We start from the raw sequence: 14,416 nt of genomic DNA on the forward strand, positions 1-14,416 counted from the left end.
TTCGGCCGGGCCCTGGCCTGGTCGGCCCAGAACTGGGCCAGAACGGCACTGTAGTAGGTGTCGTCGTTGCCCCACCGACCGTCCCGGGCGATCAGACTGTACCGGCCGAGCTCGCGGAAGACCGTGGACCGGTGCACCCCCAGACCGGCAGCGATCCGGTCCGGAGAATGCTGCTGCGCGACGCCGATCTCGATCCGGACCCGCTCGGCCAGCTGCAGCCTTCTCCCGTGGCCCGAGGAGGTGCCGCAACCCTTCGCCGTCGGCGGCAGCACCACCGAGGACGGCGCGTCTGCATGATGTCGTCCCGATCGCAGCATGACGCCAGCCTGACCCAACCACCTCGACAGAATCGTCCGGCTGACCCCTGCGGCCGACGCCGCCACCATCGTCGTCGTCCCCGCCAACACATCCCCAATGACCCGCGCACGAAACGAAGCAGGCAACATCAGCAAACCCCTCTTCAGGAGTCGCACTCACCACCTGAAACGGCCGCCCGATCCGGAGCGGAAACCGACATCTATTGACCAGTCGGCGAGGGAGTGGGACGGGAGGATCACATGTCGCGGTAGCGCTTCGCGTTGCCGAGCGCGGTGCGCAGGCCGTCGGCGTCGTACCGGTCGACGTACGCCTCCGTGTCGCGCTGGTAGCGCCAGCCCTCGGCGAGCGGCCCCGCGTCGACGACGTCGAACCCGAGGTCGTTGATCAGCATGGCCACCTGCTGCTTGGCGGCCGCGTCGTCCCCGGCGATCGCGAGCGCCCGGCGGCCCGCCGTGCCCTCCGGCTCGCCCTGCGACGCGAGGTCCTTGAAGTGGATGTGGTTGAACGCCTTGACGACGTGCGACTCCGGCAGGTGCTCCTGCAGCAGCTCGCTCGTCGTGGTCTCCTCGGCGTCGAGTTCCGGCATCTGCCCGTCGCGCTGCGGGTAGTAGTTGTTGGTGTCGATGACGATCTTGCCGGCCAGCGTGCCGACCGGGACGTCCCGGTACGCGCTCAGCGGGATCGTGACGACGGCGATGTCCGCCAGGCGGGCCGCCTCGTCCGCCCGCTCGGCCCGGGCGTGCGGCCCGAGCTCGGCCACCAGGGACTCGAGGGTCTCCGGTCCGCGCGAGTTGCTCATCACGACGTCGTAGCCGTGATCGACCGCCAGCTTCGCCAGGGTCGAGCCGATGTTGCCGCTTCCGATGAATCCGATCGTGGTCATGATGGCGGCAACCACGCCCCCGGCTCACCCATTCCCGGGCGGCCCCTTCACCGGCTTGCGGACATGTGCTGCATCGGGAGCCGATCCGCCCGTGGATGGAGCGAGAGTCCGCGAGCCGGCGGGGAGGGAGCAGCGTCAGGCGCCGGTGCGGAGCAGCTGCTCGAGCGTCATCGGGGCGGTGCCGGTGACGCGTTCGACGTCGTCGGTGACCGCTGCGAGCACCCCGGAGGCGATCGAGGTGTAGGTCGAGATCCACGCCGCCACCTGCCAGTCCGGCGCCCCGTACACGGCGCGGGACTCGTGCGCCTCGGCGAGGGTCTCGTCGAGATACCGGAACGGTTCCCCGCGGACCTCCGTGAGGGTCGCCGCGATCTCCTCGAGCGTCAGCGACTGCGGCCCCGTGAGCGTGTAGGTGATGTTCCGGTGCGTGACCGCGTCCTGCAGCACGGCGACGGCGACGCGGGCGACGTCGGCGCGCGCCACGGCGGCGACCTGCCCGTCGCCGGCCGGCCCGCGGATCACCCGGTCCTGCCCGGCGAAGAGCTCGAACATGTCGAGGTAGAAGCTGTCGCGCAGGAGGGTGAAGGACAGACCGGACTCCCGGAGGATCTCCTCGGTGGCCCAGTGGTCCCGCCCGAGGGTGAAGGTGGCGTCGTCGGAGGCGGCCGCGAAGGACGTGTAGACGATCTGCTCCACGTTGGCGCGGACGGCCGCGTCGATGAAGCAGCGGTGCTGCTCGACACGGTCCTCGCTCTCCCCGGCGGAGACCATGAAGAGGACGTCGGTGCCGCGCAGGGCGGCGACGGCGGCGTCGTGGTCCGCGTACTCGGCGACCCGGACGTCGGAACCGGGCAGCTCGGGGGCACGAGAAGCGTCGCGCACGATCAGCCGCGGGGCGACGCCGTCGGCGGCCAGGGCACGGGCGACGCGACCACCCACCTCGCCCGTGGATCCAGTGACGGTCAGGGTTCTGGTCATGCCGTCCTTCCTCTCATCCCGCCGCCGACTCGTCAATAGGTGGTCCGCCGAGGCCGCGAGCCGCCGGGCTGGGACCTCGATCGACGAGCCGACGCGTCGGGGAGGACGGGAGCGTCAGAGAAGGCGGTCGGTCAGGTGGTCCGGCGTGCCGAACCGGTGCGCGGTGATGCTGACCGCCTGCTCGTGCAGGAACGGCAGCAGCTCGATGCGCCCGGCCTCGGTGACGTCACCGGCGTACACGGCGATGTCCGGCCGGGGTCCGACGGCGGCGTCCAGTTGCGCCCTCGCCGACCGGCCCGCCGAGCCGGTCGCGTCGGACGTGCCGGAGGCGCCGATCGCGTCGGACGTCCCGGTCGCGCCGATCAGTCGGATGCGGCCGCCCGGCAGACCCGCGGCACGGTGCGCGAACTGCGCGTCGGACTCGACGACGGCGTCGACGTGCGCGGACGCGAGCACGGAGCGGATCTCCGCCGGCAGCCGCGAGGGCGTCGAGACGCTGAACCGGGACCCGGCCCGCAGCCCGGCGGCGGCGACCCGGGCGAGGTCCGCGACGTCACCGTCCTCGGCCAGCCGCACCCGCACGGGGACGGGCAGGTAGCGCAGGACGTTCCGCTCGGCCTGCAGTCCCGAGACGTCCCGGGCCAGCCCGAACTCGTGCTCCCAGGCCACCTGGTCGGACGCGACGGCACGGTCGAGGAAGCCGCCGTCGGATGCAGAAGCCGCCGCGACCAGCGCGGTGACCGCCGGCAGCAGCACGCCCGCCGGCGTCGCCGTCGCCCGCGTCCGCCGCCACGAGCCGAGGCCCATCAGGTAGCTCGGTCCGCCGGCCTTGGTGCCCGGTCCCACCGCCGACCGCTTCCAGCCGCCGAAGGGCTGCCGCCTCACGATCGCGCCGGTGATGCCGCGGTTGACATACACGTTGCCGGCCTCGACGTGCTCGAGCCAGTGGCCGATCTCCTCGGGGTCGAGGGAGTGCAGGCCGGCGGTCAGGCCGTAGGCGACGCCGTTCTGCAGGGCCAGCGCCTCGGCGAGCGTGTCGGCGGTCATCACGCCGAGCACCGGGCCGAAGTACTCGGTCTGGTGGAACGGGGAGCCGGCCTTGACGTTCATCCGCACGCCCGGGGACCAGAGCCGGCCGGAATCGTCGAGCTGCCGCGGCTGCACCAGCCAGTGCTCCCCGCGCTCCAGGGTCGTCAGGGCGTGCGCCAGTTTGCCGCCGGCCGGTTCGATGATCGGTCCCATCTGGGTGCGCGGGTCCTGCGGCCACCCGACCGTCAGGGAGCGGACTCCGTCCTCCAGCTGGCGCAGGAACCGCGCCGACCGACGCACCGGGCCGACGAGGATGACCAGCGACGCCGCCGAGCACTTCTGCCCGGCGTGCCCGAAGGCCGACGCGATGACGTCCCGCACGGCGAGGTCGAGGTCTGCGCTGCCGGTGACGACGATGGCGTTCTTGCCGCTGGTCTCGGCGAGCAGCGGCAGGTCCGGCCGGAACGAGCGGAACAGCTCCGCCGTCTCGTACGAGCCGGTGAGGATGACGCGGTCGACGGCGGCGTGCGCCACCAGCTCCCGGCCGAGCTCATCCTCGCCGACCTGCACGAAGCGCAGCACGTCCCGCGGCACCCCGGCGTCCCAGAGCGCCTGGGCGAGAACGGCGCCGCAACGGGACGCGGGCCCGGCGGGCTTGAGCACGACGGCGCTGCCGGCGGCGAGCGCGGCGAGCGTGGACCCGGCCGGGATGGCCACGGGGAAGTTCCACGGCGGGGTGACCAGCGTCAGCCGGGCGGGCACGAACGCGGCGCCGTCGACGGCGTCCAGGGCTTGGGCCTGCTCGGCGTAGTAATGGGCGAAGTCGGTGGCCTCGCTGACCTCGGGGTCGGCCTGGTCGATGGTCTTGCCGGCCTCGGAAGCCATCACCTCGATCAGGTCGAAGCGGCGGGCGGCGAGCATCTGCCCGGCCCGGTGCAGGATCTCGGCCCGCTCGGCGCCGGACCGGGCACCCCACGCGGCACCGGCCTCGGCGGCCGAGCGCAGCACGGCGTCCAGCTCGCCGGTGTCGTCGATCCGGGACGCCTCGAGCAGGTCGATCCCGGCGCGGGAGTCGCGGGCGCGCTCGAGCACCAGCCGGCCCCAGTCCCGGTTGGCGGGCAGGGACGCGTCCGTGTCGGCGGTGTTCGCGAACCGGTCCGGCAGCGGGGCGTCGAGCGGGCGTTCGGTGTTCCGGTCCTGGGTCCGGGCCGGTGCGGGGACGACGCCGTCGAGCGTGGCGAGATCCTCGAGGGACGCGAGGAAGCGCACCCGCTCGCGCTCGAACAGGGCGGGCTCGTCGGCGAGGTCCATGACGGCGGACATGAAGTTGTCCGGGCTCGCGCCCTCCTCCAGCCGGCGCACCAGATAGGCGATGGCGACGTCGAACTCGTCGGGGTGCACCACCGGCGTGTAGAGCAGCAGCTGCCCGACCGTCCGGCGCACCGCGGCGGCCTGCGCCTGCGCCATGCCGAGCAGCATCTCGACGTCGATCCCGTCCTGCACCCCGCGGGAGGTGGCCAGCAGCCAGGCGAAGGCGACGTCGAACAGGTTGTGCCCGGCGACGCCGATCCGCACCGCCGCCAGGTTCTCCGGGGTGAGCGTCCGGACGAGGATGGCCTTGTAGTTCGCGTCGGTGGCCTGCTTGGTGGGCCAGGTGGCCGCGGGCCAGTCGTGCAGGTCCGCCTCGACGTGCTCCATCGGCAGGTTGGCGCCTTTGACGACGCGGATCTTGATCGGCGCGCCCCCGGCGGCCACCCGCTCCTTCGCCCAGCCGGTCAGCTCGTCGATGGTGGCGATCGCGTCCGGCAGGTAGGCCTGGATGACGATGCCCGCGGTCAGGTCGGCGAACTCCGGCTGGTCGAGGATGGCGCGGAACACCGCGACGGTCAGCCGCAGGTCCTTGTACTCCTCCATGTCGAGGTTGATGAACTTGCGCGCCGTCGCGGCCGCCGCCTGCCGGTACAGGGGGGTGAGCTGGTCGACGATGTCGCCGACGGCCTCGTCGAAGGCCCACAGCGGGGTGGGGGAGACGGTCGAGGAGACCTTGATGGACACGTAGTCCACGTCGTCCCGGGCGAGCAGCTTGGCGGTGCCCTCCAGCCGGCGTCCGGCCTCGGCGGTGCCGAGCACGGCCTCGCCGAGCAGGTTGATGTTCAGCCGGTTCCCGCCGGCGGCGATCCGCGCCAGGGCCGGCCCGAGCTTCTCGTCCGTCGCGTCGACCAGCAGGTGACCGACCATGCGGCGCAGCGCGGTGCGGGCGGCGGGGATGACGACGCCAGGCGCCACCGGGCCGAGCGCGCCACCGGCCCGGACCGCGGCCTTGAGGTACCAGGGCAGGAACGCGGGCACGTCCGCGGCGATCTCGGCGAGCTTGCGGGCGGCGACACCGTCGTCCTCGGGACGGATGACGCCGTCGACGAAGCCGACCGTGAACGGCAGGCCACCGGGGTCGCGCAGCACGCCGGCGAGGTTCTTCGCCGAGGCGTCGACGGGGATGGCAGCGGCCTCGGTCAGCCAGTGGCGGACGAGGGCGACGGCGTCCTCGGCCAGGGCGCGCGGGTCCTCGTGCGCCGACGGGGTCGGGCGAGTCTGGGTGGGGGTGGTCATGCGGGGGCCTTCCTCGACGCGATCGGCGGCTCTCATTTCAGTATGAGAGCGCGATTCGTTCGGGAACAGCGATGATTGGCGAAGGTTGTTCTTCAGCTTTTCCGATGAATGGAGCGGAACGATGCTGGACCTCAAACGACTGCGGCTGCTGCGGGAGCTGCAGATCCGCGGCACGATCGCCGCCGTCGCAGCGGCTGAGAGCTACAGCTCGTCCTCGGTGTCGCAGCAGCTCGCGCTGCTGGAGAAGGAGGCCGGGGTGCCGCTGCTGCGCCGCGTGGGGCGCAGGGTCGTGCTCACGGCGCAGGCCGAGGAGTTGGTCGGGTACGCCGACGAGCTGATCGCGACGATGGAGCGGGCCGAGGCCGCGCTCGCGGCCACGCGGACCGAGGTCTCGGGGACCGTGCGGGTGGCGGTGTTCCAGTCCGCGGCGTTGGCCCTGATGCCTGAGACGCTGCGCGCCCTGGCCGGGCGGTTCCCGCAGGTGCGGGTCGAGATGGTCCAGCACGAGCCGGAGTCGGCGTTGCACGAGACGTGGGCAGGGGACTTCGACGTCGTCATCGCCGAGCAGTACCCCGGCCATGCGACCGCCCGCTACCCGGGGCTGGTGTGGCGGGAACTGATGGCGGACGCGATCCTGCTCGCCGTGCCTCATGAGTGGACCGCGGTGACGGGGCTGGCGGACACGGCGGAGGTGCCGTGGGTGATGGAACCGGCCGGGGCGGCCTGTCGGCACTGGGGCGAACAGACCTGTCGGGTCTCCGGGTTCGACCCCGACGTGCGGTTCGAGACCGCCGACCTGCAGGCGCAGATCCGTCTGGTCGAGTCCGGCAACGCCGTCGGGCTGATCCCGGACCTGGTGTGGGCCGGCCGGGAGCGGACGGTGCGCCTGATCCGGCTGCCGGGTGACCCGCGGCGCACCGTCTTCACCGCGGTCCGGGCGTCGGGGGCGGAGCGGCCGGCCGTCGTCGCCGTGCGGGAGGCGCTCGCCCGGACGGCCGCCGGCATCACGGGGGAGTGAGGGGCGTCAGTGCGCTGCGGTCCGACACGAGCCGGCGGCCGCAGCCGGTCCCGCGACATGCCGGTCGAGCTCGGGATCGGGCGTCCTGTCCCGGTCGGCGGTGGCGTGTCGTGGGACCGGGTGCACCGGGGATGACAGCGCAGCACGACGGCGCAGGACCACGACGCAGCGCGACGTCTGAGTCGGACGGCCTCTGAACCGAGCCGTCGTTCTCCCACGCGGTGTCCATACCGGGTCGCCCTCAGGTGCCCAGGCCGGCGCCCTGCAGCAGCAGTGCGAGCACGATGGACGTGCCGTTGAACCACAGGTGGGTGAGCACGGCGGGCCCGAGACGGCCGAACCACAGGGTCAGCCCGGCGTTGACCAGGCCGATGCAGAAGATGGACCCGAACTGCACGAGCACCGAGCGCGGGTCGTCCAACTGGCCCAGGTGCGCACAGCCGAAGAGGACGGCGCTGACGAGAGCCGCGATGACCGACGCCCGCACGAGCGGTCGCTTGACCGTCGCCGGTCGCACGCGCAGCGGGCCGACCGGACGGGTGGACCGACCGGACCCGGCGGGGGCCGGCTGAGCACTCGCGGCGAGTTCGGGCTGCCGCCGCCACCGGCCCAGCCACACCTGGTTCTGCACGGCGCGCAGGATGAGTCCCCGGAAGAACAGCTCCTCGAGCAGCGGGGAGACGAGGCTGGCGCCGATGCCCGCGTTGACGACGAGCCAGAACGTCGAGCTGCCGGCGAGGAAGAGGTCGCCGTTGCTCTGCAGCGGCGCGGTGTTGCCGCCGGTGAGCAGCACGACGATGACGGCGACGACGACGCTGACGAGGCGCAGGCCGACGGAGGCGAGCAGCCCGATCAGCAGGTCGATCCACCGGAACCGCAACCCGAAGTCCCGGGCCAGGCTGCCGAAACCGCGGGTGCGGGAACTGATGAGGGCGGCGCCGAGCAGGACGGCCCAGGTCAGCACGAGCGAGATGAAGACGCCGGCGCCCTCGTCCAGCGCGGCGCGGCCCACGAGGCGGACGATCACGGGCCCGAGCACGAGCCCGATCAGGATCGGCAGGACGATGAAGGCGGCCGCCGCGAGCACGACGTCGATGACGGACCACCGGGGCCGCAGCGGGTGCGTCGGCGTCAGCTGCGCGGGATTCGCCCAGCGCAGTGCGGCGGGTACGGCCGGATCCGGGCGGCCCGGCAGCGGACGTGATCCGCGGCCGGACGGCGGCACGGGGCCGACGGGCGGGGGCGGTGGCGTCCCACCCGGGCGCCACGGGGGCACGGGCACGGGCGGTCCCGGCTGGGTCATCGGTGCAGCAATCCCTTCAGGCGGCTCGCCGTGTCGGACGATCACGACGGCGAGGGACACCGGCACCGGGAAGGCGGGTGGGGCTCGCATCCGTCACGCTAGCGCGCACCGCTGACGGAACGCTGATGACGCCGCCGCTGGCCGGGCGCGAGCGCCGCGGGTGCGAGGTGACGGCGACGTCGGGGTGACAGCTACATGGACGTGACGCCGCGGACCCGGTGTCCGACGGCGACGGCCTCGCCCGAGACGGCCGAGCGCGGGGAGAGCAGGAAGGCGATCAGGTCGGCGATCTGCGTCGGGCTGGACTCGCCGCCACGGCCCGGTTCCACCTCGGTGTTCGGCTCGACGTCGACCGTGCCCGGGTTGACGGTGTTGACGGCCACGCCCGTCCCGGCGCTCGCATCCGCCAGGTTCTTGGCCGCGATGATGAGGGCGGCGTTGCGCACCGACCCGGTCAGGTTCCCGGTGAGCAGGGCGTTCTGCCCGCTCACGCCGACGATCCGCCCGAAGCCGGCCTGCGTCATGGTCGGCAGGACGGCGTTGGCCACGCGCAGGAAGGTCATCGCCTTGGCGTCGATCGCCCCGATCACCTGGGCGGGATCGGCGTGACGGTCCGGGTCGAGCGTCTGGGCAGCCGGCGACGCGGCGACGACGAGGCCGTCGAGCCGCCCGTGCTCGGCGAGGACCGCGGCGATCCCGTCGGAGACGGACGCGTCGTCGGCGGCGTCGAGCGTCAGGCCGTCGTCGAGGTGCCGGGACGCCGGCACGACGGTCGCCCCCTCGGTACGCAGGGTGTCGACGACGGCGGAGCCGATCAGCCCGGTGGCACCGACGACGAGGATGACGCGATCACGCAGCTGCAGGTCCATGGGCGCGACGCTAGCAGGGCCGGTGCGGACACGACGGGGTGAGTCGGTCATGACAGATGTCATACCGGATCGCTGACGGCTGTCGGGGTGGAGGCGGTGACGCCGCCGGAAACATGGGTCGTGTCATCGTTCGCCACCGATCCGGAGGTTCCCATGAACGCCGTGCCCGCACCTGTTCCCCTCGCTCACCCCGTGACCACCGGGACGCCCACGCCGACCGTTCCCGCGGACAGGACCGTGTCCGCGGTCGACGCCCGTGGGCTCACCCGCAGCTTCGGGAAGGTGCGTGCCGTCGACGGGATCGACCTGCGGATCGAGCCGGGCGAGGTCGTCGCCGTCCTCGGACCCAACGGCGCCGGCAAGACCACGACGATCGACCTGCTGCTCGGCCTGTCCGCGCCCGACGCCGGCACCGTCTCGATCTACGGACTCACGCCTCGCGCGGCCGTCGCCCGCGGCCTGGTCGGCGCTGTCATGCAGACCGGTGGCCTGCTCACCGACGTGACCGTCCGTGACGTGGTCCGCCTCACCGCGAGCCTGTTCGCGGACGTCCAGCCGGTCGACGACGTGCTGGACCGTGCCGGCATCCGCGCCATCGCCGACCGCCGGGTGGCCAAGTGCTCCGGCGGCGAGCAGCAGCGACTGCGCTTTGCCATGGCGCTGCTCTCCGACCCCGGCCTCCTGGTGCTGGACGAGCCGACCACCGGCATGGACGTCACCGGGCGGCGGGATTTCTGGGACGCGATCCGTGCCGACGCCGCCCGCGGCCGGACCATTGTCTTCGCGACCCACTACCTGGAGGAGGCCGACGCCTTCGCGGACCGGATCGTGCTCGTCAGCCACGGCCGCGTCGTCGCCGACGGCACCGCCGCGGAGATCAAGGCGCTCGCCTCGGACCGGACCATCCGGGCGACGGTGCGCGACGTCGACCAGCCGGCCCTCTCCGCGATGCCCGGCGTGCGGTCGGTGACCCGACAGGGGGAGAGCGTCCTCGTCGTCGCTGCTGATTCGGATGCCGTGGCCCGCCACCTGCTGACCCGCACGGACGCGACCGACATCGAGATCGTCTCACACAGCCTCGAGGACGCCTTCGTGGCCCTGACCGGGGACGCCCCGGGTGAGACCGCCGACACGCCGGTTCGCATGCCGCAGCCGTGAGCCCGTCCACCCGCCCCTGACCGCCGCATCAGACCGCACCGCACCGAGGAGTCCCCATGACCGCCACCACCAGCTCCGCACCCTCCCTCGACCTGCACCGTTCCGTCCCCCGCTTCGGCGGCTTCAACCGCACGTACCTCGCCATCGAGGTCAAGCGTCGCCTCTCCAACTGGCAGAGCGTGTTCTTCACCGTCGGGCTGCCCCTGGTGATGTTCCTGACCATCGGCCTGCCGCTGCGCGACACCGCCCTCGGGTCGACACCGGTCGCCGCCGGCGGCGTCTCGGCGGCCGCCTACCTGATGGTCTCGATGGCCGTGTACGGGTCCATGTTCGCGTCCGCGTCGGCGGGAGCGGCCGTCGCGAGCGAACGCGCCATGGGCTGGAGCCGGCAGCTGCGCCTCACCCCCCTGCACCCGGTCGCCAACGTGGTCACCAAGATCCTCTCGGGGCTGGTGATGTCGCTGATCACCATCGTGGCCGTGTACGGGGCCGGGGCGGTGGCCGGGATCGGGCTGCAGCCGGGCGCCTGGCTGCTCAGCGCGGTCGCGGTCTGGCTCACCTCGCTCGTGTTCACCGCCCTCGGCCTGCTCGTCGGCTACCTGGTGCCACGCGACAACGCGTTGCAGTTCGTCGGTCCCGTGCTGGCGTTCATGTCGATCTTCGGCGGCCTCTTCTACCCGCTCCCGGACGACGGCGTGATGGCCGTGGTCGGCCGGCTGATGCCGGTCTACGGCGTCGGCGACCTGTCCCGCGCCCCGCTGACCGGGGCGACGGTGGACGCGTGGGGCGCCGTGAACCTTGTCGTCTGGCTCGTCGTCCTCGTGGCCGGTGCGGCGCTCGCGTTCCGCCGGGACACCCGGCGGGTCTGATCGTGCCCACCCCGGCCCGGCTTACCCTGACATCGTGACCAGCCTCCGACCGCGCGCCGGCAGCCACCCCGCTGCCGGCGCCGCCGCGCCCGCACCCGCCGGGACCGCGGCGCCGGCCCTGCCCGAGGAGAGCTGTGCGCCGGTCGACGTCGAGCGTGTCGAGCGCGGCGGCTGGCTGACCGCCCGATCCGCCCGGCGCGGCTGGATGATCGGATCCGTGTCCTCGGGCGGCGCCTGGCTGCTCGGCGCCGTCGGCCGGGCGGGACTGGACGGCACCCCGGGCGGCCTGCTGCAGCTGGCCCACGCCGTGATCTTCCTCGCCGCCTACGTCGCCGTGCCGCTGATCAGCGCGCGGGTGGCGTCCCGGTGGCGGTGGCCTCTGGCGGCCCTCGTCGTCCTGCTCTTCCTGCCCTTCCCGTGGGCACTGCCGAGCGTGGCGGGCTGGATGGTCGTCTACGCGGTCGGCGCGATCGTCGCCCAGCCCCACCCCACTCGCGCCGGGGTCGGGGTGACGCTCGCCGGCACCGTGGCCGCGTTCGCCCTGCAGGTGCCGGTGGCCGACGGACCCACCGACCTCATCGGTGCGCCGGTGCTCGTGCTCGCGATCGGCCTCGTGTTCGTCTCGGTGCAGCGGCAGGTCGAGGGGCAGATCCGGTTGCGATCCGCCCAGGCCGGGCTGGCCTCCGCGGCGCTGGAGGGGGAGCGGCTCCGGGTCGCCCGGGATGTGCACGACATCCTCGGCCACTCGCTCACCGTCATCACCGTCAAGGCGCAGCTGGCGGGCCGGCTGATCGAGCTGGACCCGGCCCGCGCGGCGACGGAGATCGCCGAACTCGAGGCGCTGTCCCGCGCGGCGCTCGCGGACGTGCGCGCCACCGTCACCGGGTTCCGCAGCGTCACCGTCGTGTCCGAACTGGCGGCGTCCGCCTCCGCCCTGCACGCGGCCGGGATCGTCGCGGAACTTCCCACGGCCGCCGACGACGTCGCCGAACCGGCGCGGGAGCTGTTCGGCTGGGCGCTGCGGGAGGCGGTGACGAACATCGTGCGCCACTCCCGCGCCCAGCGCTGCCGGGTGGTGCTGCAGCCGCGCCGGATCCGCATCGAGGACGACGGCGTCGGCCCGCGGGATGCCGGCCACGGGACCGCAGGATCGGCAGCGTCAGCAGGCGCGGGGGAGCTCGCCCGGCCGGCCGGCAACGGGCTGCGGGGCCTCGCGGAGCGGGCGGACGCGGTCGGCGCGACCCTGACGCTCGGCCGGTCGCCGCTGGGCGGGTACCTCGTCGAGGTGAGCCTGTGATCCGGCTGCTCATCGCCGACGACCAGGCCCTGGTCCGCGGGGCGCTCGCCGCCCTGCTCGGCCTCGAGCACGACATCGAGGTCGTGGCCGAGGTGGGCCGCGGCGACGAGGTGCTCGACGCGACGCTGGGCCACCGGCCCGACGTGTGCCTGCTCGACGTCGACATGCCCGGTCTGGACGGCATCACCGCCGCGGGCCTCGTCCGCGCCCGCGCGCCGGAGACCCGGGTGCTCATGGTCACGACGTTCGGCCGGCCGGGTTATCTGCGCCGTGCCCTGCAGGCGGGAGCAGGCGGGTTCCTCGTCAAGGACACCCCGGCCCGCGAGCTCGCCGAGGCGGTGCGGAAGGTGGCAGCGGGGCTGCGGGTCGTCGACCCCGTGCTCGCCGCGGAGTCCCTCGCGGCGGGGGAGAGCCCCCTGACCGAACGGGAGACCGATGTGCTGCGCGTCGCCGCCGACGGCGGCACGGTGGCCGACATCGCCGCGTCCACGCACCTGACCGAGGGCACGGTGCGCAACCACCTCTCCAGCGCGATCGGCAAGACGGGAGCCCGGACCCGCGCCGACGCCGCCCGGATCGCCGACGCGAACGGCTGGCTGCTGCCCTGATCGGCTTCTCCCTCCCCACCCGACCGTCCGCCCGGGGTCCTCCCCGGGGGACCTCCCGTGTCGGCGTACGTCTGCGTCCTCTGTGACAATGGACGGGTGACCGCCACCGTGACCCATCCCGCCGTGGCCGGCGCCGGCGTCCAGGCAGCGCCCCGCGCGCCGGTCGACACCACCCCGACCGCCGCCGCGCCCGCCGGCTCGGCTCCGCTCAAGCTCGATCTGCCGCCCCTGCAGCTGGGCCACCTGACCGTGGACACGCCCGTCGTGCTCGCCCCGATGGCCGGCATCACCAACACGGCCTTCCGCCGACTGTGCCGCGAGTACGGCGGCGGCCTCTACGTTGCCGAGATGGTGACCTCCCGCGCGCTCGTCGAGCGCACGCCCGAGTCGATGCGGCTGATCAAGCACGACGACGACGAGAAGGTCCGCAGCATCCAGCTCTACGGGGTGGACCCGGTGACGGTCGGCGCCGCCGTGCGGATGCTCGTCGAGGAGGACCGCGCGGACCACATCGACCTGAACTTCGGTTGCCCCGTCCCCAAGGTGACCCGGCGCGGCGGCGGCTCGGCCCTGCCGTGGAAGACGGACCTGTTCACCGCGATCGTCAACGCCGCCGTCCGCGAGGCCGGCAAGGCCCGCGGCGGGGCCGGCATCCCGCTGACCATCAAGATGCGCAAGGGCATCGACGAGGACCACCTCACCTACCTGGAGGCCGGCCGGATCGCCCGTGACGCGGGCGTCGCCGCCGTCGCCCTGCACGGGCGCACCGCGAACCAGTACTACTCCGGCACGGCGGACTGGGACGCCATCGCCCGGCTGCGCGAGGCCCTGCCCGACGTCCCCGTGCTCGGCAACGGCGACATCTGGTCCGCCGAGGACGCCGTCCGCATGGTCCGTGCCACCGGCGTCGACGGCGTCGTCGTCGGCCGCGGCTGTCAGGGCCGCCCGTGGCTGTTCGGCGACCTGCAGGCGGCGTTCGAGGGCAGCGACCGGCGGTTCCGGCCCGGGGTCGACGTCGTCGCCGCCACCTTCCGGCGCCACGCCGAACTGCTGGTCGAGAACTACGGCGAGGAGCCGAAGGCCCTGCGGGACATCCGCAAGCACGTCGCCTGGTACTTCAAGGGCTATCCGGTGGGCGGGGACCTGCGCGCCCGGCTCGCCCAGGTCGAGACGCTCGCCGGGCTCGACGAGTTGCTCGGCGAACTCGACCTGACGATGCCCTACCCCGGGGACGCCGCCGAGGGACCCCGCGGCCGCGCCGGCAGCCCCAAGCGCACCGCCCTGCCGGACCGGTGGCTCGAGTCCCGCGAGCTGAACGAGGAACAGCGCGCCACCATCGCCGCCGCCGAGCTGGACGTCTCCGGTGGCTGAGCCGGTACCGGACGACCGGGTGACGACCGACAGCGCCGCCGGGGTGCCCGCGGGGCGTCCGGCGGACACGCCCGCCGCCGGCGGGGCTGGCCTCGCCGCGACGGCGGA

At 73.5% G+C, this 14,416-nt stretch carries 12 protein-coding genes; 6 read left to right on the forward strand and 6 right to left on the reverse strand.

The annotated features are described in order from the left end of the window. From V6N00_RS16460 to V6N00_RS16475, 4 genes are all read right to left on the reverse strand, one after another. On the reverse strand, positions 1-446 hold a 446-nt coding region (locus V6N00_RS16460; protein WP_465193512.1), incomplete at its 3' end, for a helix-turn-helix domain-containing protein. Between the two features lie 107 nt (positions 447-553). After that, positions 554-1,201: an NADPH-dependent F420 reductase gene (locus V6N00_RS16465; RefSeq protein ID WP_334234086.1), complete on the reverse strand. Its 648-nt coding sequence runs from the start codon at positions 1,199-1,201 to the stop codon at positions 554-556. Positions 1,202-1,336: 135 nt separating this feature from the next. After that, positions 1,337-2,179 (reverse strand): NmrA family NAD(P)-binding protein, encoded by an 843-nt coding sequence (locus tag V6N00_RS16470; RefSeq protein ID WP_334234087.1) that lies wholly within the window; start codon positions 2,177-2,179, stop codon positions 1,337-1,339. A gap of 114 nt (positions 2,180-2,293) precedes the next feature. Beyond that, entirely contained in the window at positions 2,294-5,815 is a 3,522-nt protein-coding gene (locus tag V6N00_RS16475; RefSeq protein ID WP_334234089.1) for a bifunctional proline dehydrogenase/L-glutamate gamma-semialdehyde dehydrogenase, read from the reverse strand. A 121-nt stretch (positions 5,816-5,936) separates the two neighbouring features. Between V6N00_RS16475 and V6N00_RS16480 the strand changes: the two genes are divergently transcribed. Then, entirely contained in the window at positions 5,937-6,833 is an 897-nt protein-coding gene (locus V6N00_RS16480; RefSeq protein WP_334234090.1) for a LysR substrate-binding domain-containing protein, read from the forward strand. 241 nt (positions 6,834-7,074) lie between these two features. On the opposite strand, the gene V6N00_RS16485 is transcribed toward V6N00_RS16480, so the two are convergent. Together V6N00_RS16485 and V6N00_RS16490 are read right to left on the reverse strand one after the other, a co-directional pair. Then, positions 7,075-8,136 carry a CPBP family intramembrane glutamic endopeptidase gene (locus V6N00_RS16485; RefSeq protein ID WP_334234092.1) on the reverse strand — a complete coding sequence of 354 codons (1,062 nt, stop codon included), beginning with the start codon at positions 8,134-8,136 and terminating at the stop codon, positions 7,075-7,077. 191 nt (positions 8,137-8,327) lie between these two features. Next, positions 8,328-9,056 carry an SDR family NAD(P)-dependent oxidoreductase gene (locus tag V6N00_RS16490; RefSeq protein WP_334234094.1) on the reverse strand — a complete coding sequence of 243 codons (729 nt, stop codon included), beginning with the start codon at positions 9,054-9,056 and terminating at the stop codon, positions 8,328-8,330. Positions 9,057-9,158: 102 nt separating this feature from the next. Between V6N00_RS16490 and V6N00_RS16495 the strand changes: the two genes are divergently transcribed. From V6N00_RS16495 to dusB, 5 genes are all read left to right on the forward strand, one after another. Next, positions 9,159-10,163, forward strand: a complete 1,005-nt coding sequence (locus V6N00_RS16495) for an ABC transporter ATP-binding protein (RefSeq protein WP_334234096.1) — start codon at positions 9,159-9,161, stop codon at positions 10,161-10,163. Positions 10,164-10,219: 56 nt separating this feature from the next. Next, complete coding sequence (locus V6N00_RS16500) at positions 10,220-11,032, forward strand: ABC transporter permease (RefSeq protein WP_334234098.1); 813 nt, start codon at positions 10,220-10,222, stop codon at positions 11,030-11,032. Positions 11,033-11,066: 34 nt separating this feature from the next. Next, positions 11,067-12,329 (forward strand): sensor histidine kinase, encoded by a 1,263-nt coding sequence (locus V6N00_RS16505; protein ID WP_334234100.1) that lies wholly within the window; start codon positions 11,067-11,069, stop codon positions 12,327-12,329. Beyond that, complete coding sequence (locus tag V6N00_RS16510) at positions 12,326-12,937, forward strand: response regulator transcription factor (RefSeq protein ID WP_334234101.1); 612 nt, start codon at positions 12,326-12,328, stop codon at positions 12,935-12,937. The genes V6N00_RS16505 and V6N00_RS16510 overlap by 4 nt, the downstream gene beginning before the upstream one ends. A gap of 219 nt (positions 12,938-13,156) precedes the next feature. Beyond that, the gene (gene dusB / locus V6N00_RS16515; protein ID WP_334234248.1) at positions 13,157-14,308 is read left to right on the forward strand and encodes a tRNA dihydrouridine synthase DusB; all 1,152 of its coding nucleotides are present in this window, start codon (positions 13,157-13,159) and stop codon (positions 14,306-14,308) included. Positions 14,309-14,416: the final 108 nt, after the last annotated feature.

It is taken from the genome of Tersicoccus mangrovi (genome assembly GCF_036881825.1).
Taxonomy (GTDB): Bacteria; Actinomycetota; Actinomycetes; order Actinomycetales; family Micrococcaceae; genus Tersicoccus; species Tersicoccus mangrovi.